The organism is Pacificimonas aurantium (assembly GCF_020092905.1).
Classification (GTDB): domain Bacteria; phylum Pseudomonadota; class Alphaproteobacteria; order Sphingomonadales; family Sphingomonadaceae; genus Pacificimonas; species Pacificimonas aurantium.
In genome coordinates, this window is the sequence record NZ_JAGSGB010000002.1 from 533,204 (window position 1) to 553,912 (window position 20,709).

At 67.2% G+C, this 20,709-nt stretch carries 23 protein-coding genes; 1 reads left to right on the top strand and 22 read right to left on the bottom strand.

All coding sequences use genetic code 11. The annotated features are described in order from the left end of the window. The 19 genes from trbL to KCN53_RS09475 all read right to left on the bottom strand — a co-directional run bounded on the left by trbL (position 1) and on the right by KCN53_RS09475 (position 16,164). Positions 1–1,305 carry a P-type conjugative transfer protein TrbL gene (gene trbL, locus KCN53_RS09385; protein ID WP_088712619.1) on the bottom strand — a complete coding sequence of 435 codons (1,305 nt, stop codon included), beginning with the start codon at positions 1,303–1,305 and terminating at the stop codon, positions 1–3. After that, positions 1,302–1,553, bottom strand: a complete 252-nt coding sequence (gene trbK-alt, locus KCN53_RS09390) for a putative entry exclusion protein TrbK-alt (RefSeq protein WP_054725821.1) — start codon at positions 1,551–1,553, stop codon at positions 1,302–1,304. Before trbK-alt ends, trbL begins: the two co-directional genes overlap by 4 nt. Positions 1,554–1,557: 4 nt before the next feature. After that, complete coding sequence (gene trbJ / locus KCN53_RS09395) at positions 1,558–2,274, bottom strand: P-type conjugative transfer protein TrbJ (RefSeq protein WP_054725818.1); 717 nt, start codon at positions 2,272–2,274, stop codon at positions 1,558–1,560. Further along, positions 2,271–4,706 (bottom strand): conjugal transfer protein TrbE, encoded by a 2,436-nt coding sequence (gene trbE, locus KCN53_RS09400; RefSeq protein WP_054725815.1) that lies wholly within the window; start codon positions 4,704–4,706, stop codon positions 2,271–2,273. Before trbE ends, trbJ begins: the two co-directional genes overlap by 4 nt. Continuing rightward, positions 4,703–4,975 (bottom strand): VirB3 family type IV secretion system protein, encoded by a 273-nt coding sequence (locus KCN53_RS09405; RefSeq protein WP_054725812.1) that lies wholly within the window; start codon positions 4,973–4,975, stop codon positions 4,703–4,705. Before KCN53_RS09405 ends, trbE begins: the two co-directional genes overlap by 4 nt. After that, positions 4,975–5,307 carry a TrbC/VirB2 family protein gene (locus tag KCN53_RS09410; protein WP_054725809.1) on the bottom strand — a complete coding sequence of 111 codons (333 nt, stop codon included), beginning with the start codon at positions 5,305–5,307 and terminating at the stop codon, positions 4,975–4,977. The genes KCN53_RS09405 and KCN53_RS09410 overlap by 1 nt, the downstream gene beginning before the upstream one ends. Then, complete coding sequence (gene trbB / locus KCN53_RS09415) at positions 5,304–6,290, bottom strand: P-type conjugative transfer ATPase TrbB (RefSeq protein ID WP_054725800.1); 987 nt, start codon at positions 6,288–6,290, stop codon at positions 5,304–5,306. The genes KCN53_RS09410 and trbB overlap by 4 nt, the downstream gene beginning before the upstream one ends. Positions 6,291–6,462: 172 nt before the next feature. Further along, positions 6,463–6,891 (bottom strand): ribbon-helix-helix domain-containing protein, encoded by a 429-nt coding sequence (locus KCN53_RS09420; protein ID WP_054725797.1) that lies wholly within the window; start codon positions 6,889–6,891, stop codon positions 6,463–6,465. A gap of 9 nt (positions 6,892–6,900) precedes the next feature. Continuing rightward, the gene (locus tag KCN53_RS09425) at positions 6,901–8,874 is read right to left on the bottom strand and encodes a conjugal transfer protein TraG (protein WP_054725794.1); all 1,974 of its coding nucleotides are present in this window, start codon (positions 8,872–8,874) and stop codon (positions 6,901–6,903) included. A gap of 13 nt (positions 8,875–8,887) precedes the next feature. Continuing rightward, on the bottom strand, positions 8,888–10,645 hold the full coding sequence (locus KCN53_RS09430; protein WP_054725789.1) for a relaxase/mobilization nuclease domain-containing protein: 1,758 nt from the start codon (positions 10,643–10,645) through the stop codon (positions 8,888–8,890). 238 nt (positions 10,646–10,883) lie between these two features. Continuing rightward, complete coding sequence (locus KCN53_RS09435; protein ID WP_224199559.1) at positions 10,884–11,666, bottom strand: lytic transglycosylase domain-containing protein; 783 nt, start codon at positions 11,664–11,666, stop codon at positions 10,884–10,886. Positions 11,667–11,799: 133 nt separating this feature from the next. Beyond that, on the bottom strand, positions 11,800–12,135 hold the full coding sequence (locus KCN53_RS09440) for a DUF736 domain-containing protein (RefSeq protein ID WP_088712617.1): 336 nt from the start codon (positions 12,133–12,135) through the stop codon (positions 11,800–11,802). Positions 12,136–12,170: 35 nt separating this feature from the next. After that, positions 12,171–12,716: a S26 family signal peptidase gene (locus KCN53_RS09445; protein WP_088712616.1), complete on the bottom strand. Its 546-nt coding sequence runs from the start codon at positions 12,714–12,716 to the stop codon at positions 12,171–12,173. Next, a complete protein-coding gene (locus tag KCN53_RS09450; RefSeq protein ID WP_088712615.1) occupies positions 12,713–13,219 on the bottom strand; it encodes a DUF2840 domain-containing protein in 507 nt (168 codons plus the stop codon). The genes KCN53_RS09445 and KCN53_RS09450 overlap by 4 nt, the downstream gene beginning before the upstream one ends. After that, positions 13,216–13,482: a helix-turn-helix transcriptional regulator gene (locus KCN53_RS09455; protein ID WP_015459426.1), complete on the bottom strand. Its 267-nt coding sequence runs from the start codon at positions 13,480–13,482 to the stop codon at positions 13,216–13,218. Before KCN53_RS09455 ends, KCN53_RS09450 begins: the two co-directional genes overlap by 4 nt. Positions 13,483–13,610: 128 nt before the next feature. After that, entirely contained in the window at positions 13,611–14,234 is a 624-nt protein-coding gene (locus KCN53_RS09460; RefSeq protein WP_210308524.1) for a DUF2285 domain-containing protein, read from the bottom strand. Further along, a complete protein-coding gene (locus KCN53_RS09465) occupies positions 14,173–14,394 on the bottom strand; it encodes a transcriptional regulator domain-containing protein (protein ID WP_088712614.1) in 222 nt (73 codons plus the stop codon). Before KCN53_RS09465 ends, KCN53_RS09460 begins: the two co-directional genes overlap by 62 nt. A 133-nt stretch (positions 14,395–14,527) precedes the next feature. Continuing rightward, the gene (locus tag KCN53_RS09470) at positions 14,528–14,800 is read right to left on the bottom strand and encodes a DNA -binding domain-containing protein (protein ID WP_088713447.1); all 273 of its coding nucleotides are present in this window, start codon (positions 14,798–14,800) and stop codon (positions 14,528–14,530) included. 521 nt (positions 14,801–15,321) lie between these two features. After that, positions 15,322–16,164, bottom strand: a complete 843-nt coding sequence (locus KCN53_RS09475) for a DUF932 domain-containing protein (RefSeq protein WP_088712613.1) — start codon at positions 16,162–16,164, stop codon at positions 15,322–15,324. Positions 16,165–16,421: 257 nt separating this feature from the next. Here KCN53_RS09475 and KCN53_RS09480 point away from each other — a divergent pair, with 257 nt between their 5' ends. Next, positions 16,422–16,751 carry a hypothetical protein gene (locus tag KCN53_RS09480; RefSeq protein WP_088712612.1) on the top strand — a complete coding sequence of 110 codons (330 nt, stop codon included), beginning with the start codon at positions 16,422–16,424 and terminating at the stop codon, positions 16,749–16,751. Between the two features lie 55 nt (positions 16,752–16,806). Here the strand turns inward: KCN53_RS09480 and KCN53_RS09485 are convergent, their stop codons facing one another. The 3 genes from KCN53_RS09485 to KCN53_RS09495 all read right to left on the bottom strand — a co-directional run bounded on the left by KCN53_RS09485 (position 16,807) and on the right by KCN53_RS09495 (position 20,575). Next, entirely contained in the window at positions 16,807–17,247 is a 441-nt protein-coding gene (locus KCN53_RS09485; RefSeq protein ID WP_431768021.1) for a DUF736 domain-containing protein, read from the bottom strand. Positions 17,248–17,455: 208 nt separating this feature from the next. Next, entirely contained in the window at positions 17,456–19,753 is a 2,298-nt protein-coding gene (locus tag KCN53_RS09490; protein WP_088712611.1) for an AAA family ATPase, read from the bottom strand. A 78-nt stretch (positions 19,754–19,831) separates the two neighbouring features. After that, the gene (locus tag KCN53_RS09495; protein WP_088712610.1) at positions 19,832–20,575 is read right to left on the bottom strand and encodes a DCL family protein; all 744 of its coding nucleotides are present in this window, start codon (positions 20,573–20,575) and stop codon (positions 19,832–19,834) included. Positions 20,576–20,709 lie beyond the last annotated feature (134 nt).

Below are 20,709 nucleotides of genomic sequence, written 5' to 3' on the forward strand. Positions count from 1 at the left end.
CTAGTCCTTCTGATGGAGATCGACGGACGAGCCGCTTCCCCCGCCGTCGCCGGAACGTAGGGTGTGGGCGGCGATCGTCGCGCCGTGGGTCATGGTCTGGCGGCGCTTCATGGCCGATGCCCAAGCGGGCCTGTCGTCGGAGGCTGGTGCCGATGGCGAAGCACCTCCTGAAATCGTGCCTCGCGTCGCGGTGACTGCTGCGCGACCGCCGGCGCGATAGCTGTCTTTCAGGGACGCGGCGGCTTTCCGTAGCGGGGAAATCGCCGCACCCGCCGCCGCTTGGCCGACACCGGCCGCGCCACCCGCGACGGCGGCTGCGCCGGTCTTGCCTGCCGAGCCGAGCGCATAGGCGCTGCTGGCGGCGCCGGAAGCAAAGGCGCTCCCTCGTGCCGCGCCGCCGATCGCGCTTGCAGCCGCGCCGGCGCCGAGGCGTGCGGCGGCTGCACCGCCAACCAGCGCGCCGCTTGCGGCCAGCGCGGTCCCGGCGGCTGCGCCCGCGCCGAGGGCCGGCCCGCCTGAGACGATGCCGTTCGCTACGCCGGGGCCGAAGATCGCCAAGCCAAGCAGCGACAGCGCGCCGAGCGCGATCGACATCGCTTGCTCCAGCGTGGGCTCTGGGCCAGCGGCGGCGGTGAATTGACTGAACAACGTCGTGCCGATGCCGGTGATGACGGCGAGCACGAGAACTTTGATGCCGGTGGAGACGACATGGCCCAACACCTTCTCGGCCATGAAGGCGGTCTTGCTGAAGAAGGCGAACGGCAACAGCACGAAGCCGGCGAGCGTCACCAGCTTGAACTCGATCAGCGTCACGAAAATCTGGATCGCCAGGATGAAGAAGGCGATGACGACAAGCGCCCAAGCGAGCAGCAACACGACGATCTGAACGAAGTTGGTGAAGAATGAGATTGGACCGACCAGCTCGCCCGCAGCAACGACCAGCGGCTCACCCGCATCCAAGCCGGTCGCGGCGATGAAGCCGGGGCGCATGAAGTCGGCGATGCTCATGGCATCGCCCGTCGCCTTCAAGCCCAGCCCGGCGAAAGACTGGAACACGATCGTCGCCAGTGTCGAGAAATTGCCGATGATGAAGGCAAAGACGCCGATGTAGAGCGTCTTTTTGATGAGGCGCTGAAGCACGTCCTCGTCGGCGCCCCATGCCCAGAACAGACCGGCAATCGTCAGGTCGATGGCGATCAGCGTGGTCGAAAGGAACGCGATCTCGCCGCCGAGCAGTCCGAACCCGCTGTCGATGTAGGTCGTGAAAACCTGTAGGAAGTTGTCGATGATGCCGGTGTCGTTCACCGCTGATTGCCTTCCCTGCCGAAGAACCGGCGTTGATGCGCCGCCCATGCCGCCTCGCAGCCGGAATCCGGCATGGTGAGCGCGCGGCAACGCGCGAGTTCCGCCGCTAAGGGATCGCGCTCGGCGCGTGCCGCCACGGCGTTGGCCGCCTCCGGCACGCGCGGCTCGGTGACGGCGGCGATCACCGCCACCGTCATCATGAGCCCTGCCAGCGTGGCGACGCCGGCGATCTTGACGGCTGCCGACATCGGCTCAGTTGCCGAGGAAGCGGCGGAGGCGCTCGCGCCCCTCGGCTTCGGCGGCTGCATTTCGCGCCGCCTCCAGCGATTGCGCTCGGCCTTGAGCGGCCAGCAACGCCGCGATGTCGGCGAGCTGCTGCGATTGCAGCGCGAGAAGCTGGTTGCCGGCCTGAGCCGCTTGGAGCGCGCCTTGAGATGATTGGCTCGCCGACACGAGGCGGTTCATCGTCGCGCGCGAGCCGTCGATATTTCCAACGACGCCGGCCTGAACGCGGAGCGCGTCCTGAAACGCGCCTACGCTGGTCTCCCACCGCTCGCGCGCATTTGCGACGAGCTGCCGTTGCGGGACCGACATGGCGCCGGCTGTGTATCGGCTGGTGAAAGCCTGGTCGATCTGGCCCAAGTCATAGGCGATGCGCTGCGCCTGGCCGAGCAACTGCTGGGTCTGGCGCACCTGGCCCTGCAACTCGGCGAGCGAGGATTGCGGGAGGCTCGCCAGATTGCGGGCCTCGTTGAGCAACGAAGTCGCCTGATTCTGTATCTGGCGAATCTGATTGTTGATCTGCTCCAGCGTGCGCGCGGCGGTCAGCACGTTCTGCGCATAGTTGGTCGGGTCATAGACGATCCCGCCGAACTGCGCGTAGGCCGGCACGGGCGCCGCGATCGGCGCGATGGTCGCGGTGGCGAGGACGCCGGCCAGAATGGCGCGGCGCAGGGGAAGTCGGGTCATAGCGGTAACTCCTGCTGGCGGGGGGGAAGAAGCTCGATCGCCCAGGCGCAGCCGCGATGGCGCAGCCATTCGGCCGCGAATGCGGTTTGGCCGTGAGTCTCGATGATGTCGGCGATGCGGAGCTGATCGGCCTTGGCCGACGCGGCGGCGAAGGCCAGCGCGACCTCGCCCAGCCCCAGCTCGAACAGCCGGTTGCCGCGCCGCGACTGGCAATAATAGTCGCGCTTGGGTATCGCCCGGCTGAGGATTTCGATCTGGCGGGCGTTAAGCCCGAACCGCTCGTAGATGGCGGCGATCTGCGGCTCGGCGGCGCGCTCGTTCGGCAGGAAGATGCGCGTCGGGCAGCTTTCGATGATGGCCGGGGCGATGCTCGACGTTTCGATGTCCGCAAGGCTCTGCGTGGCAAAGACGACGCTGGCGTTCTTCTTGCGAAGGGTCTTCAGCCACTCGCGGAGCTGCGCTGCGAAGTCCGGGCTGTCGAGAACCAGCCAGCCCTCGTCGATGATGATGAGTGTGGGCGAGCCGTCCAGCCGCCCGCCGATCCGGTGGAACAGGTAGGACAAAACGGCGGCGGCGGAGCCGGCGCCGACCAGTCCTTCGGTCTCGAACGCCTGCACGGCGGCTTCGCCCAAGCGCTCGTCCTCGGCGTCGAGAAGCCGGCCCCACGGCCCGCCGATGCAATACGAGGCGAGCGCCTGTTTGAGCTGCTGGTTCTGCAACAGCACGGCAAGGCCGGTCAGCGTGCGTTCGCTAACCGGCGCCGACGCCAGGGAGTTGAGCGCCGACCAGATATGCTCCTTAGCCTGCGGATCGACCGCGACGCCTTCGGACGCGAGGATCGCCGCCAGCCATTCCGCCGCCCACGCTCGCTCGGCCGGATCGTCGATGCGGGCGAGCGGTTGGAGCTGCACCCCGTCGCCGGTTTCGTCGGCAAGCATTCCGCCGAGATCCTGCCAGTCGCCGCCCATGCCGATCGAGGCGGCGCGGATGCTGCCGCCGAAGTCGAAGGCAAAGACCTGGCTGTTCTCGTAACGGCGGAACTGCATCGCCATCAGCGCGAGCAGGACCGATTTGCCGGCGCCGGTCGGGCCGACAATCAGCGTGTGGCCGACATCGCCGACGTGAAGGGAAAACCGGAACGGGGTCGAGCCTTCGGTTCTTGCGTAGAGCAAGGGGGCTGCACCGAAATGCTCGTCCCGTTCCGGCCCCGCCCATACTGCTGACAGGGGGATCAGGTGGGCGAGATTGATGGTGGAAATCGGGGGCTGGCGAACATTGGCGTAGGTGTGGCCGGGAAGGCTGCCCAGCCACGCCTCGATCGCGTTCATGCCCTCGGGAATGACGGTGAAATCGCGGCCCTGAATAACCTTCTCGACGAGCCTCAGCTTCTCGGCCGCGATGGCGGGATCGCGGTCCCACACCGTCACCGTGGCGGTGACATAGGCCATGCCGGCATAGTCGGCGCCCAGCTCCTGCAAGGCGGTGTCGGCGTCGGCGGCCTTGTTCGAGGCGTCGCTGTCGAGCAGCGTGCTCGCCTCGTTGGTCATCACCTCCTTCAAGATGGCGGCGACGGATTTGCGCTTGGCGAACCACTGGCGACGGATGCGGGTAAGCAGCTTCGTCGCGTCGGTCTTGTCGAGCATGATCGCGCGGGTGGACCAGCGATAGCCGAACGCCAGTCGGTTCAGCTCGTCGAGCAGCCCCGGAAACGTCGAGCTGGGAAAGCCGGTAATGGTGAGGATGCGGAGATGATGGTCGCCCAGGCAAGGTTCCAGCCCGCCGGTCAACGGCTCATCGGCGAGCAGCGCGTCGAGGTGCATCGGGGTTTCCGGCACGCGCACACGCTGTCGCCGCGTCGAGATCGTCGAGTGGAGGTAGGTCAGCGTCTCGCCGTCATCGAGCCAGCGGACCTCGGGCACGAAACCCTCGACCAAATTGAGCACGCGGTCGCTACGATCGGTGAAGCCTTTGAGCAGCTCCCACGGATCGACGCCGGTGGTGGACCGGCCCTCGTAAAGCCAGCCTTCGGCCCGCGCGGCGTCCTCGGCCGGCGGCATCCACAGCAACGTCAGGAAATAGGCGCTCTCGAAATGCGCGCCTTCCTCACGGAACTGTTCGCGGCGCTCCATATCGACCAGCGCAGAAACGGGATCGGGAAACTCGGACTCGGGGTAATCGAGCGCGGGACTGCGCTGCGCCTCCACGAAGATCGCCCAACCGGAGCCCAGGCGCCGGAGTGAACTGTTCAAGCGTGCCGTGGTGGCGACCAGCTCGGCCGGCGTCGCACTGTCGAGATCAGGGCCGCGGAAGCGTGCGGTGCGCTGGAACGAACCGTCCTTGTTGAGCACGACACCTTCGCCGACCAACGCGGCCCAAGGCAGGAAGTCCGCAAGGTACGCGGCCTTGCTGCGATATTCGCGCAAGCTCATCATGGCTGCATCCATGTCGGGAAGCGGAGATGGCGCCGGGCCACGTCCACGAACTGCGGATCGCGTCGTGCAACCCATACGGAAAGCGCGTGGCCGATCGCCCAGATGACCAGGCCGGCGATCCAGAGACGCAGGCCGAGCCCGATCGCGCCGGCCAGCGTCCCGTTGACGATGGCGAGCGACCGCGGCGCGCCGCCGAGCAAAATCGGCTCGGTCAGCGCCCGGTGGACGGGGGCATAGAAGCCCGCGATCGGTTCGGCTGCGTCCTGCATCAGACGAGCGCCCCGCCGCCGAACGAGAAGAACGACAGGAAGAAGCTCGACGCGGCAAAGGCGATGCTGAGACCGAACACGATCTGGATCAGCCGGCGGAAGCCGCCGGAAGTATCGCCGAAAGCCAGCGTCAGGCCGGTCACGATGATGATGATGACCGCGACGATTTTCGCCACCGGCCCCTCGATGCTTTCGAGGATGCTTTGCAGCGGCGCTTCCCACGGCATCGACGATCCGCCCGCGTGGGCCGGAACGGCAAAGGTCAGCGCGACGACGCTGGCGGTGGTGGCGAGCATGGCGCGACGCGCGCCATGCCGAATGGCATGGATCATGGCAGGTCTCCGGGCTGGGGTTTGGGAAGCAGGGTAAGGCGGTAGTCGCCGGTCGCGGCGTCGAGTCCTTCGACGCGGGCCAGCTCGGCGAGACGCCGGCCGTGCGCGTCACGGACCAGCACGGCGATCAGGTCGATGGTCTCGGCGATCAGCGCGCGAGGGACTGTCACGACCGCCTCTTGAACGAGTTGCTCCATGCGGCGGAGCGCGCCAAGTGCGGTGCCGGCGTGAATGGTTCCGATGCCGCCCGGATGGCCGGTGCCCCAGGCTTTGATGAGGTCGAGCGCCTCGGCGCCGCGCACCTCTCCGATCGGGATGCGATCCGGCCTAAGCCGTAACGACGAACGGACCAGCTCGGACAGCGACACCACGCCGTCCTTCGTCCGCATGGCGACGAGGTTGGGCGCAGCGCATTGCAGCTCGCGCGTGTCTTCGATCAGAACGATGCGGTCGGTCGTCTTGGCGACTTCGGCCAAGAGCGCGTTGACCAGCGTGGTCTTGCCGCTGCCGGTGCCGCCGGCGACGAGAATGTTGGCGCGAGCCGATACGCCTTCGCGCAGCGCCGTCGCCGCGTCGGCCGACATGATCCCGGCGGTGGCGTAGTCGTCAAGCGTGAACACCGCGACGGCGGGCTTGCGGATAGCGAAGGCGGGAGCCGCTACGACAGGCGGCAGCAAGCCCTCGAATCGTTCGCCGCCCTCGGGCAGTTCTGCCGACACGCGGGGACTGCGCGCATGAACCTCGACGCCGACATGATGAGCGACCAGGCGCACGATGCGTTCGCCATCGGCGGCGGTCAGCGTCTCGCCGGTATCGCTAACGCCTTCGCCGAGCCGATCGAGCCACAACCTCCCGTCCGGGTTTAGCATCACCTCGATCACGGTCGGGTCGTCCAGCCATGCCGAGATCGACGGCCCGAGCGCGGTGCGCAGCATCCGCGCGCCGCGCGTCTTGGCCTCGGATCGGATCGGATGAACGGTCAAGGAACTGGCCCTGCGAAGGGCCGGGCGAACCGCCGCCCGGCTGTCGGGGCACAGCAAGAGACGCATAAATACTTCTGCCGCAACAGCTACTTGCTGGCGTAGTAGAGGGGGCGGCAGATACGTGGTCGGCGGCGGAATTGCTTTTCGACTACGCGGTGGTTGGCGTGTCTATTCAGTCCGACTCAGTCGAAGTGGAGCGCGGCCAGACATCTTCCGGTATCTCGTCCCTCAAGCTCTTGCCGCTGGCGAAGCGCCGGCCGAGCGTCTCGACGAAACCCTCGTAGCGCTTGCGTCCCTTCACCTGCGCGGCCGCTTGATCCTCGTCGGGCAATGGCGGCGTCACCGTCAGCCAGAACCGCACAAACAACGTCAGTGCCTCAATCGTGAGTCCGGTGTCGCGCTCAAGCCGCTGGACCTGACGCGACAAGCGATCGAGCCGTCGAGCGAACGCCGCCTCCATCCGGTCGGCGCCGTCCGGCGAGAGGTAGGAGGCGACCGCCGCCTCCACGATTGCCGAGCGAGAGATGCGGCGGCGGATCGCCAGCTCGTCAACCTGCTTGGCGAGCGCTGGCGGAAAATAGACATTGAGCCGGACGCGCATGATCGCCGCCTACAGCTCGATACCATCGCCGGGGTCGAGCGACGCTTGCCGCGCGAGCCCCTGCATCCGGCGCCGCACCGCCGCCTGCCGCGCGGCGTCGTCGGGTTCGTCGTCCATGATCGCAAACTCCTGCGCGGGCGGTGGCGAGGTCTCGGGCGCGATGGCGACATGCTCCGGCAGTTCGGGTTCGCGGCGCAATCCGCCGTTCGCCGCGTCCTCCGCCGAACGGACGATCTGCGCCACGGCGGCGGGATCGGCGATGACGGCGCGGCCCGTCCAGTCATCGCGCCGGACCTGGGCGGCGTCAGGGGTGGGCGCGGACATGATACGTTCGGCGAACCGTGCGTCGCGGTAGTAGCGGGCCTTCTTCGCCCGGATCGGATGGACGCCCGCCACCATGACGATCTCGTCATCGGGCGGCAGCTGCATCACCTCGCCCGGCGTGAGGAGCTGGCGAGCGGTCTCTGACCGCGACACCATCAGATGCCCGAGCCAGGGCGAAAGCCTGTGACCCGCATAGTTCTTCATCGCCCGCATCTCGGTCGCGGTGCCGAGCGCGTCCGAGACGCGCTTGGCGGTCCGCTCATCGTTGGTGGCGAAGCTCACGCGGACGTGGCAGTTGTCGAGGATCGCGTTGTTCGGGCCGTAAGCCTTCTCGATCTGATTGAGGCTCTGCGCGATCAGGAACGCCTTGAGCCCGTAGCCGGCCATGAACGCCAAGGCAGACTCGAAGAAGTCGAGCCGGCCTAAGGCGGGAAACTCGTCGAGCATCAGGAGCACGCGGTGGCGGTTGCCCTTCGGGGTCAGCTCCTCGGTCAAACGGCGCCCGATCTGGTTGAGGATGAGGCGGATGAGTGGCTTGGTGCGCGATATGTCGCTGGGCGGCACGACCAGATAGAGCGTCGCCGGCCGTTCGCCCCCCACCAGATCCGATATGCGCCACTGGCAGGCCCGCGTGACCTGCGCCACAACAGGATCGCGGTAGAGACCGAGGAACGACATGGCCGTGCTGAGCACGCCCGACCGCTCGTTATCCGACTTGTTCAGCAGCTCTCGCGCCGCGCTGGCGACGACGGGATGAACGCCGGCTTCGCCAAGGTGCGGCGTCGCCATCATCGCGGCCAGCGTCTGCTCGATCGTGCGAGATGGATCGGAGAGGTACGACGCGACGCCGGCCAACGTCTTGTCCGGCTCGGCATAGAGGACGTGAAGGATCGCGCCGACCAGCAGCGAGTGCGACGTTTTTTCCCAATGGTTCCGGCGCTCCAGGCTGCCTTCGGGATCGACCAGCACGTCCGCCACATTCTGCACATCGCGCACCTCCCATTGGCCGCGCCGCACTTCCAGCAACGGGTTGTAGGCAGCCGATGCGGCATTGGTCGGATCGAACAGCAGCACGCGGCCGTGTCGCGCGCGGAAGCCCGAGGTCAGCGACCAGTTCTCGCCTTTTATGTCGTGGACGATCGCGGAGGCCGGCCAGGTGAGTAGCGACGGCACAACCAACCCGACGCCCTTGCCGCTCCGCGTCGGAGCGAAGCACAGCACATGCTCGGGGCCATCGTGGCGCAGATAGTCCCGGTCGAGTCTGCCGAGCACGACGCCGTTCGCGCCCAGCAGCCCGGCCGCCCGAACCTCGCGCGTTGTCGCCCAGCGTGCCGAGCCGTAGGTCTCGGCGTTCTTCAACTCGCGCGCACGCCACACAGACATTCCAATGGCGACGGCGATTGACACGAACCCGCCCGACGCGGCGATGAATGCGCCGGTCTTGAAGATGGCTGGCGCGTATGCGTCGAACGAGAACCACCACCAAAAGAAGGCCGGCGGCGGATAGACACGCCAGCCGCCGACGATGAACCAGGGCGGCCCCAGCTCGGGTTGATAGGCCAAGGCCGCGGCGGTCCATTGCGTCGCGCCCCACACACCTGCGAGCACGATCAGAAAGACAGCGATGATCTGGCCCCACAGGATTTTCGTCGCGGACATGGCTGTTTCCTTGTCAGAGGCCGAGGCCGCGCTTGCGGCCGAGCGCTAGGTCGATGCCGCCACCAGCGCGAACGACACCGGACACTTGGCGACCGAGCTGCTGTTCGAGCGCGCTGGCCCAGGGCACGAGACGGAAGCCGAGCCCGTCGTCGATCATGGCGAAGCGACCGGAGGCGAGTGCGAGGCGCTGGCGGACTACGCCGGCAATCTTCTCGCCGGAGGTGGTCGGGCGATACGCAAGGCCCGTTTCGCCCGCGATCTTCGCGCCAACGGCGTCCAGCTCGCGCTTGCGCAGCGTGTCGAGCAAGCCGCGCTCGAACACCGCGCGTTGGCCATAGCGGCGCGCCAGCCCCTCGCGGACAAGATGATCGGTGCGCGCGTCCATCGCACGGCACACCTCCGCACCGAACCCGCCATCCGCGACACCCGTGCCGCGCTCGATCAGCCGATGGTCAAGCCAGGTCGCGCCGGGCGCCTTCACCTGCGCGGCGAGGTCGAGGTCCGATCGCGTGGCGAGGATCAGGGTGGGCTTCGGCTCGCCCGGCTTGCCTATAGCGCGCAGCTCGACGATCCCGCCGAGCGTCGGGCTTTGCTCCAGCGCTTCAATTCCGGGCAGCCGCACATGATGGGTGCGGCCGTCCGTGCCGTCGATCACGGCATAGGCCGCGCCATACAGCTCGTCGTGCAACCCCTTGTCGATCAGCCGGCCGACGATTGGCTTTTCCGGCGCGCCGCTCACAACCGCGTAGCTTTCCAGCGGCCGGTCCTGCCCGTGATCTTTCAGAGCCTGTCCGATGGTGCGGATAATGTCGCCGCGCGCGGCCAGCTCGCGCAGCTTGCCTTGCGCGCCTTCGGCAACCGCCCACTGTCCGGGCTCACCCTCAGCGGCGAGCCCCATCGTCTCCAGATGCTGCAAGCGGCCGACCATTAACCGGCGGAGGCGCGGATCGGCCGGACCGGGCCGCTCGGGGCGCAGGTCGATGACCCCCAGTTCGTCGGCCGCGCGGCCGATCTCGGTATCGAGCCGCGTCCAGCGCTCGGCCGTCACTTCTCGGTCGAGCGCGCGCTGCACTTCATGCTCAGGCTTCGGCCCAAGTTCGGCCTGCGCCAGCTCCTCGGCGTGGGAGCGCAGGTTGTGGCTGATATAGTCCCGCGCCATGACGAGATCGGTGCCGGTGTCGGTGACACCGCGCACGAGCATATGAACGTGCGGGTTGTCGGTGTTCCAATGATCGACCGCGACCCAATCGAGCCGCGTCCCCAAATCCGTTTCCATCTGCCGCACGAGATCGCGGGTGTATTCGCGTAGGTCGGTCAGCTCGGCCGCATCCTCCGGCGAGACGATGATGCGGAAATGATGCCGGTCATCCTTGCACCGCTCGGTGAATGCGCGATCGTCGGCATTGTCTCCGGCCGCGTCGAACATGCGCGTCGGGGAACGGTCACGGGTGACGCCTTCGCGCTTCAAATAGGCGACGTGCGCGGACAGCGGCGCCATGCGTCGGCCCCCGCGACTGCGATGGTTCACGGGTAGCGCCTTCACCATCACTCGACGGCCCGATCCGAATAACCGGCTGCGGGCAAATGCTGTTCGTCCCCGCCCGAAACTGGATTGGCGACCTCGGCGCGAGCCGCCCCCGGTGCGCCGGCCTCCGCTGTGGATCGCGGCCACGCGCAGCACCTCGGCCACCAGGCCGCGCGCATTGCGGCCCTGCGCCTTGCTGCGCTTGGCCTTGCCCGGCCGAACGCGGAACTCACTGTCCTCGCTCACGGCCGGGCCGCTTTCGGCCGTAAATGGCCCGTGGTGCCATTCGAGACGTTGATTTTGCTTGCTTTTCCCTTCCGCGCGGCACGCGCGCCGACCGACGCCCCCGCATGAAGCCACGGAAAAGCCTTGGCTTTTCGGCGAAACGGGGTGCGGCTTATATCTTGCCCTCGTCTGTCCCTGCCGTTTTCTCCCTCCCCAGCCACTTTCCTGCTCGGGACGGATGATGGGGATGACGCGCGGATCATTGCGGTCGGCCCGCGCGGGCGCGGGGGACGAACAGCGTGTCCGCCGGCTCGCTGGCAGGAAGAGCGACGGCGCTAACGTCGCCGGATGTCGCCCCATCGGTCGGCAGTTCGGGCGCGGGTTCTTCATCGTCCGACTGCACGGAGACGCCCTCGGACGCGGCGCTCGCGGTGCGGACGAACAGTGCGGCACGTCGCCAGGCGAACGGATCGGGCGGCGCGCTAACCGCCACCTCCGCAGCGCCCGACGTGCCGATGGCGGCGGTGAGCTGGGCGAGGTAGCCGACCGTCTCGGGCGGCAGCGGGCGGCCGTGCGACACGAAGTCGTCGTAGCGGCCCGGTCCCGCATTATAGGCCGCCAGCATCGCGCTCGCGTTGCCGTATCGGTCGTGCATCGCGCGCAGATAGGCCGCGCCCGCCATGATGTTGTCGCGCACGTCGAACGGGTCAGCGCCGAGGCCATATCGCGCGCGAAGATCGGTCCAGGTCGCGGGCATGATCTGCATCAATCCCATCGCACCCGCGCGCGAGACGGCGCGCGAGTTGCCGCCGCTCTCGACGCGCATCACCGCCCATATCCATGCCTCGGGGATGCCGAACCGCCGCGCGGCATCGGCGACGTGGCCGGCGTAGGGATGAACCGCCGCCGATCGCGCGGCCGGCAAATCCTGCGCCGTCGCCGCGACCGGCGCAGCCCCGCCGGACAGCAGCGCGACGGCCAATGCCAACGCCGATCCGACTCCACTCCGCCGCCAGCCTGCCAGCGTGCTCGCTACGCTCAAGGGTGCGCGCGCTGCGCCGGCCTGCGGCCGCCCTTGACCTTCGCTGCGCGCCCCGGCCGGCCTGCGACCGAGCGGGACGGAGGGATGAGACGGCTTTCCCGCGAACAAAGGGATGATGGACAAGCGCACCGGATCAGTCCTGCTCGCGCGACTTCGGCTGGCGGTTCCAGCGCAGCGACCAGGCCGACTTGTCGCCGGTGTTCTGGAACAGCGCGGCGCGGAGCGGCTGCGCGAAGGCGGGATCGTCGATGCGCAGCGAGACGTAGTCCCCGGCGCGTTCGCCGGTCTCGTTCCAGCCCGCGCCGATCTCTGGCCCTTCGCCGCCGTCGCCGCGATGAACGCGCCAGTCCGGCGCCTTGTCGGCGTCGCTCGCCTCGGCCGGGACGATCGAGATGCGGATGTCGAGCGTCGCCGTCTCGATGATGCCTTCGTAGCCGCTGGCGGTACGGAAAAAGCTGCCGATCTGCATGGGACTCTCCTTAGGGTTGGCAGGGACAAGCGGGTTCAGCGCCACGCGAGCGGCGCGTTCGGGGTGTCGCGGGTGAGCACGGGCATGGCGCGGCCGAGCACGGTCGAGGCCGGCAGCGGCCCGAAATAGCGGCCGTCCATGCTGTCGGCGTGATCGGGATTGAGCATCAGCAGCTCGCCGGCGCGCAGCGTGCGGCAGCCCTGCCAGACAGGCAGCGACCGGCCTCGTCCATCACGCGCCAAGGCGACGACGACCGGCCGTGCATCGACGCTCACCACGGCGCCGATCCGGCACACGCGCTGCCCGGCCTTAGCCGCGACATGCTTCAACAGCGGCACGCGCTCGCCGAGATAGCCGCGCTCGGCCAGCCACCGCGCCAGCGGCGCGGGCGGCGTCACGGCGACCAGCGCGCCGATAGCGGGATCGCGGTCGGGCTCGATGCGGTAGAGGCCGAGCGGCGCGCTCGCGCTGGCGTTCCAGATGACGCGCGGCAGCGGGTCGAATACCGCGACGGCGGTGAACGACACGGCGAACAGCGACGCGGCGGAAGCCGTCGCGATGGTCCATCCACGGCGCGTCATCCTTCGATCTCCCGGCGCTTGAGCCAGGCGCGATGACGCTCCAGCGTATAGGGGCGCGGCTGATGTCCGGCGGCGATGCGGTTGGCGACGTGTCGCCAATGATCGGGCGCGGCATCGCAGGGATCGACGCCCGCGGCCTCGGCCGCGTCGATTGCGGCGAGCACTTGGCTGACCTTCGGCCAGCCCTCGATCTTGAGCAGGATGTCGCCGCCGGGCCGCACGAACGGCAGCGTCGTGAACGGCTCGCCCACGCCGACCGCGCGCACGATGTCGATGCGCGAGCTGACCGTGCCGTAGTCGTTGGCGGCCCAGCGGACGAACGCGAAGATGGCGCCGGGACGGAAGCGGACGATGCGGCGGCGGCGGTCGACGATCTCGTCAACGGCGACGCGCCCGAACCTGATCCAGTGCTCAATCCGCTTCTCGATCCAGGTCAACTCGACGCGAGTCATACCGTCGTCGGACGGCTGGCGATGACGCATCGGGGACAGGGGGACGGTCATCGCCGGCTCCGGGCGATGGCCGAGTCCGCGCGCGGCATGAGGTCGTCCTGTCCCGGATCGGAGGTCGAATGCTTGATGCCGATGTCGGCCCAGGCGCGCAGGTCATCGACCGAATAAACCACCCGGCCGCCGATGCGGCGGTAGGCCGGCCCGGTCCCAAAATAGCGGTGCTTCTCAAGGGTGCGGCCGGAGAGGCCGAGAAAGCGCGCGGCTTCCGGCGTGCGCAGAAAGCGGGGCGGCAGGTTGGTGGGCGTATCGGACAAGTGACGGCTCCTGCGGGCGGTGGCGGCAGGAGGCGTAATTGTCAGAAGGGAGGCGGCCGGGTGGGGTATGAAGATGTGCGGCTGCACGGATGTGCCCCCCCCCGCGCGGGGTGGCAGCGGGGAGCGGATCAGCGGATGCGGAGCAGCTTGCGGTAGTCGCCGTTCATCATGGCGATGCCGTCGCGGACCAGCCGGACGACGAACGACCGCGCGGCGGACATCTTCCAATCGCTCGCGGACAGCCGCGCCGCCTCGTCGCGCCCGAGCGCCACCGCGATCTCGCGATAGGTCGCGCCGCCGTCGCGCAGGTCGAGCGCGCGGAGCATCAGGTCGAGCCGGGCGAGCCGATAGGCGGTCAGCGGCCAGCCGCGCGGCAGCGGCCCGGCGGCGCGGCCGAGCAGGCGGCGATGGAAGCGCAGCAAGCTGGCGATGCGGGTGACAAAATCCTTGTCGAGCGGGATGACGGCAGCGAGCGGCCGGCCGGGCTGCGGATCGCGCAGCCACAGCCGATGCTCACCCGCCGCGTCGGCGACGATGACATGGCGTCCGTCGATGCCGGCTAGGTCGGCGAGCAGCCCGCCGAGTGCGCGAGGATCGACCGGCGAAGCGCTGTCGAATCCTTCCGGCGCTGCGTCGAGGATGACCGTGACGGCGGTCAGTTCCGGGCGCCAGGGGACCGGCTCTGAGAGGTCATCCGGCGCCGTAGCGAAAGGACAACCCCCATCGCCGCGCGAAGGCCATCTCGGCGGCACTTTGCGCGACGGCGCCGCTTGCGATGCGCTGCTGCATCTGCTTGTGTTCGGCGCGATAGGTGCGGTTTCGGCGTAGAAACTCAGCGGCGAAATCGGCGCGCCCGAGGGCGCCGGACAGTCCGTCGGCGCGCCGCTGGCGACGCCTTGGCGGCGTCGGCATTGCATCCTCCCAACCGCGCTTAGCGCGCGTCAGGAGCGCAACATCTTCCGGTTGTCCTGGCTATTATAGCGCAAAGATAGCGATCAACCGTGCGGCGAAGGCGGCGCGAATACTTCCAATTTGGGGTTCAATCTTAACGATTTAGCGGCCGGTTGCAGCCGAGCAGATGCGCATATCCAATCTCTGTCATCCACCGCGCGCGGGCAAGATGACTCTCGTGCATCGCCTTGGCGCGATGGGGTTCCGCGCCCACGTCGATGCCGAAAATAGCGGCGGCAATCTCCCGCCAGTCGGTCCCTTCTGCGTCAGCATCGAGCAGGCGAAGATAAGCGGTCAAATGGCCTTCGTCGTACTCGGTGAGTTGCGGCGAATCAGGCGCTCGGTCATGAAAATGGTTGTTGCCCATCATGCCCTCACGTCTTGGCCCGCGTTAACCAATAGACCCTCGGCGAAGCATTTTCGATGCGCTTGCTCAGCATAACTAGGTGCGCAATCCGCATTGCTCGACAATCACTCACGGAGCTGCTGGTTTGCGGTGCGCCCCCGCAAACAGCTCCTGAACCCGTGATCGGGGAGTGGTAAACCGCGTTTAGTCGGCCCTACGACCTTTAGCACCGGAGCGCCTGGACATACGTCGCAGGCTCCCCGACCGCATGGTCAAGGATTCGCGGCGTCGTTTCGGCCGACACCAAACCGCTAAACGTGGGGCTACCAACCCCAGGCCGCCGCGTAGCGGCCCGCTGTCCTTTTAGGACAGCGGCAGGGATTTTACCACTACCCAGCGCGAGCCGGGCGCCAGCCCGGCGAGCGCGCCATTGCAGTCGCGCGGACCTATGGGGCGCGCGCCTGCCGCCGATCCGGTGAAGCGGATCGGCGCGAAATCGCGGAAGCCGCAGGGCCGGAACTTCGACCCTGCGGCGGCGAACCTTAGGCTGCCTTGAGGCGCTGCATTCCCTCGGCGAGCGTCCAGAGCGCGCGGTTCAGCGTCACATTCTGGTCGATGCCGTTGATCGCGCGAGTCTGTGCGCGGCGGATACGGCCCTCGGCGTTGCGCTTGCGGCCCTGCAATCCGCCCCGAATGACATTCTCCTGAATGACATTGAATGTGGTCCACAAGCTGCGGTCCACATCCTCGCGCCGGCGCGGCTCGATGATCTGCTCGGGCCGCAGCGGGCTTTCATCCTCTCCGTAGCGAGCGACAAGGCTAACCTCGCCGAGCAACCGCCGCTCGTCCTCGGAAAGCTGGATGGACTTCATCGACTCGCTGGCGTCGATCAGCCGGGGGAAGTCCTCGGCGACGGCATAGACGCCCTCGATAATGTCGTGCTCGATGTTGCCCTTGTGCGGAACGCGGACCTCCTCGAACCGCTCGCCCGCGATCATGCTGTTGGTGCAAACGAACCGCAGCATCCCGGCGAACATCTGATAGGCGCTGGTCCCGTCATGGCTGTTCACGATGATGACTTCGGCGGCCTCGGCCTTGCCGATGCCCTCGTCCCGGCGCAGGCGCAGCATATGCTTGGCGTGGCCGTGGCGGCTTCCATCACGCGGCACCGACTGGACAGCGAAGAAGGGGAACCATCCTTCACGGCGCAGTCCCTCCACAATGTCGATAGTGGGCACATAAACATACCGCTCCGAACGGCTGTCGTGCGCCTCACGGGCGAAGATGGACGGGACGTGCCGATAAAGCGCCTCGTTGTCGAGCGGCTCCCGACCGCTGATCTGATGGGCGTTCCGGCCAAACCGCGTGGCAAGTTGATGATACATGGCTGAACTCCTTGAGCTTGGGTTTCCGCGCAGCGGAGCGCCGCGCTGAAACCCTGCCCGTCGGCGAGACCGGGGGTGCAAACGGAAGGCGGCTTCGCGGGGAACCGGCTGCACTGAGCGAAGCGAGGGAAGCTGGGCGGAAGCCGCTTGCAGTGCGCCGGGGGCAGAGCCCCAAGCACCGCGCCGCTCTGCGGCGCCAGCAAACAGCCCTTGCCATTTGTTCCTGTTTTGATCCAAACCGGCGGCAAGGAGTCGGTATGAGCATCACGATCACGGGACAGCCCGGCCGGCGCATCGCGGTCGCGGGCGACATCACCAAGACGCTACGCGTGCCCTATGACGCGGTTGAGGAGCGTTTCCTGCTGGCGGCAAGCGACGGTTCGCTGATCGAAGGTCGCCTCGAAGCCGAGGAGGATCGCTTCGATTTCCGAGTCGTGGTGGACGGTGCCGGTTTCTCGCGCATCGGCCCCGGCAAGCTGACGCTGGACTGGGCTGTCGAATGGGTGGCGATTGCGCCCTACGATGCCGGCGCGCTGCCGGAGCGCGCACCGATGCCGCTTCCGCTGTTCGATTCGCTGCCCGGCTAGCCAACTTTTCCCGACAAGAGGCGCCCCGCTCCGTGGAGCGGGGCGCTGCGGCGGATCAGCGAGACCAGATCAGCGCGTACTCGCCGGCGGTATCGGTCTCTGAGAGGGTGGCGTAGATCGGTGCCGGGAAGGTCGGATCGTCGAGCTTGACCGAGAAGTAGGCGCGATCCTCGCGGCTGGTCTTCTTCCAGGCGGCCCCAATGTCGAGGTTGCCGACGGTGACGCGGAAGTCGGGAGACTTGTCGCCATTCCTCTCAATCGGGCGGAAGACGGCCTTGGTGTTGAGGGTGAGCGTCTTGATGACGCCGTTGAACTCGCCCTTGTCATTGGCGGTGAAGGTGCCGATCGTAGCCATGTCGTAATCTCCATTTGCTCGAGCCACGCCCATCGCGGCCTCGATGGCGATCGACGGATCGGTGGCGAGCGGCTGCGCACCGTGGGCGGCCGGAACGAAGTGCAGGACGGCGGCGGGCGGCTTTTTTGGATCGCGATGCAAAGCCGGAGGCGGCGGAAAAAAGCCGTGCGACGCCGTTGCGCCAAGACGATCGAGACGGAGGCGTCCTCCGATCAGATCAGGCCATTACGAGGCTGTGCGGGGTGGTCGGCAAATATCGGGGCGGAACATGGCATCGACGGCGCCATGCCTCACGCGGGCCAAGAGCATCAGCGGGCGTTAGCCGGTCCCCCGCTTGGCCGGGCGATCATCACTGCCGAGGACGTGAAGCGAAGGCGAGCGTTCGCCTCGTGAAGTCGGCCAGCTCGCGATCGTTAATCGCCTCGGTTTGGTAAGCCGGGTTCTCATCGTGGTGATAGCGGTTGCCGAAGTCGAGAAGCGCCCGTAGCTCGGCGGTGTCGTTTGGCCCCAGTATCTCGTCGGCCGTTCCGAGCCGTTGACGGCAAATATCTGCGAACTGACCGAGCTTACCGCCGGGCCTGAACTGCGCGGGGAAGGCGACGCGGACAAAGGTTTCGAGCATCGGGCGAAGCGACTCCGCGATCTTGCGCTCGACGGCCGGGTCCGCCGCTTGGAGATAGGCGAGCGCATCGGCGTGTCTCTTGTCGTGCAGCGTAATCATGTCGCCGGTGACGTCCCAGGCCACCAGCGTCGAGCCCTGCTGCGCGCGCACAACCTGGAGCGAGGCGCGCGGGAGCGCGCCGCACTTTTCCCAGACATTGAGGATGAACGGCTTCGAGTGCGAGAGGACGATGACCTGCCCCACGGCGCCCGCGAGACGGTGAATCTCTTGCACGGTGTGCAGGGTGCGGTGCTCATCAAGGCTGCTCATAGGATCGTCGATCACGACAATCTTCTGCGCGAGCGCCTGGTCACGTTCGAGCGTGGCGAAAAAGAAGGCGAGCGCCAAGGTGTTGCGGTCGCCAGCACTCAGCGCGGTCCGGAAACACGGTCCCTCGGCAGCGTTGAGCCCCACGGCGATATTGTTGATGAGCACATTGTAGTTGGCGGCCGATCCGCCGCGATTGTTCACGGGGGCGACGTTGCCCAAGCGAAAGCCGGCGTTGAAACGACGCAGATAGTCGTTCACCGCGTCTTGGTAGGCCGGGAAGACGTTCTGACGATATTGGTTCAGCGCCTCGCGGGCTTGGTCCCGCGCGGTCTCGGTCCGGCCCTTCTCATCGCGCTCGTCAACATAGGCGGTGCAGAGCGCGGCCATGTCCGGCTGATGTCGGGCCTCGACAGCGCGAAGCCGCGTCAGATCGGCGGCAAGCGCGGCGACGTTGGCCGCGCGCGCTTCTTCCTTGACGAGTGCCAGAGCCTCATTCGCCTGCACCAAGACCGCAGCAACCCGATCAAGGCCCACCCGCTGTTCCTCATAGGTCGCGACGGCGGCGCGCACGTCGTCGCCTAGCGCCAAGGGCTCCAGCGGGGCGGCCTGCTTGGCTTTCAAACGCTCCATGATGCCGTCGCGGGCGGCTTTCCAGGCGCGCGCAATTTCCGCGGTGTCGATCTGGATGGCGGGGACTTCCGTGAAAGCCTGCCAAAATTCGCGGCGCTCGATCGCTTCGCGCACGGTGCGCTCGAAGGCGGCCGGCACGTCGCCGGCATGGGTGGTCGTGAGGGCTTGGATCGCGTTGGCGATGTCGCGCTTCAAGTCGTTGTAGGCGTCACCGAAATAGGCGCGGTAGTGCCCGATCACGGAAGAGCCGGCGAGATCCTGGGCGCAGAACGGACAGATGGCCGGGCCTGCCGCCGCGGCATGGTCGGCGTGCGTCAGCCCTTCGCCAATCCAGCGCTCACCGCCACGGGCAAGCAGCGCGATATGGGCCTGCACCCGCTCGGCCGCCGCCTCTTCCAGACCCGGCAAATCTCGGCCGAGAAGCCCGTCCAAGGCGTCGAGGTCGAAGGCTGGCAGGGAGAGCGCTGGAAATATCGCTGCCGTCGCGACCACCTCCGACGACCGCGCTGCGGCCAGGCGCTTTTCTGCGTCGGCCAATTCCCGGTCGAGGTCGGGGATCGGTTGCAGCGCGCAGAATGCCTCGGCGTCGAGCCCGCCGCGCCGCGCGGCGGGAATCGCATCGGCCTTGGCGCGGAGATCACGGTTGTGCTGCTCGATCCGATCGACATGCGTTTGCACGGCGGCGTTCAGCGCGACACCCTGGCTCCCGACGATCAACTCATGCAGGTTCTGGCGATTGCCGGGAATAACCTCAATGCCCGAGCACACGTTCTGCGCAACGAACTCATCGTCGAAAACGGCGACATTGGGCTCGGTTCGGGACCAGGCGCCGTTTTCGAAGACGGCGGGCGCTCCGGCGGCCAAGCCGATCACCACATGCGGGGGATTGGCGGCGCCGAGACGATGCCGATCGCTGATCGGCGCGGCGGCCCCCGTTGCGAGGGAGCGCAGGATGGCGGTGAGCGTCGTCTTCCCGCGCCCATTCTCGCCATAGACAACCGTGAGCTTCGCGAACGGAATCTGAGCGCCAGCGTTCACCGAATCGAACTGGCCAATATTCCGCAGTAGTTGAATTGCCTGGACCACGCCGAATCCCCCCTTGGTCCGCCACTATACTATGGATGGCACAACCATAAGCTCTCCGTCGCGAGGGTCAGCGATGATTCAGGTCAAAACCACCGGCCTGCGAACCTTTGGCCTGCGCTGCCCGGCCGACATCGCCAGATTGCGGGTCCGGGCCACGATTCTCAGAATGGCGGCGCCATGATGGAATTGCCGGAACGCGGCGACAACGGCCGGATCGACGAATGTCGTCGTGGTTTGGCTGTCTGCCGGGACGGTGACGGTGCCGGGGGGCACTTCGTGCTGCCATCCCCGCGCGGCGCGAAAGCTCAGGACCAGTTGGCCGAATGTCGGATAGGCGTGGTCGATATGAGCCGCGTCGATGGTGATAAGCTCATCGGTCAGCTCGCAGGGAACGCGGCCGAGTTCGTCGCCGTAGGTCTTGAAGTGCCGGGCTTTGGCGGCTTTCAAATCTGCGGCCACCGCCGCCCGGCAGGCGTCATAGAACTCCTGGGCGTTTGATTTCGGGGCTCCCCGAACGGCCGCCAGATAGCTGAAATCCGTCTCACTCCCGTCAACGCGCCGCACCCAGAAACCGGGCGTCGAGTAGCCGTCGCCGGTGTTCCGGCGCCGGAAAAAGGAGTCCACCCCGTCGCCGATCTTCGAGGGGCCATCGACGATCACGGCATCATAGCGTTCGAGAAGGGCAATCAGGTCGTCATGGTCGGCACGGTCTTCGACCACGTCCTCATCGGAATAGCGGGCGAGCATATCCTTGAAATGAGCCAAGGCGGCGCTTTGGGTCTTCCATGCTCTGCCGTTCGACAGATCGATCGCCTTTGCCACTGCTACCCCGTATCCCCGTTCCGCCTGCCAAGCTGGCTATCGGCGAGGATGGTTCGACGCAAGGCGACACGCAACAAGGTCGGCCGCGCGCCCGCGCGCGGCCGATTTTTTTAGGGTGAGAGCAAGGCCGGGAC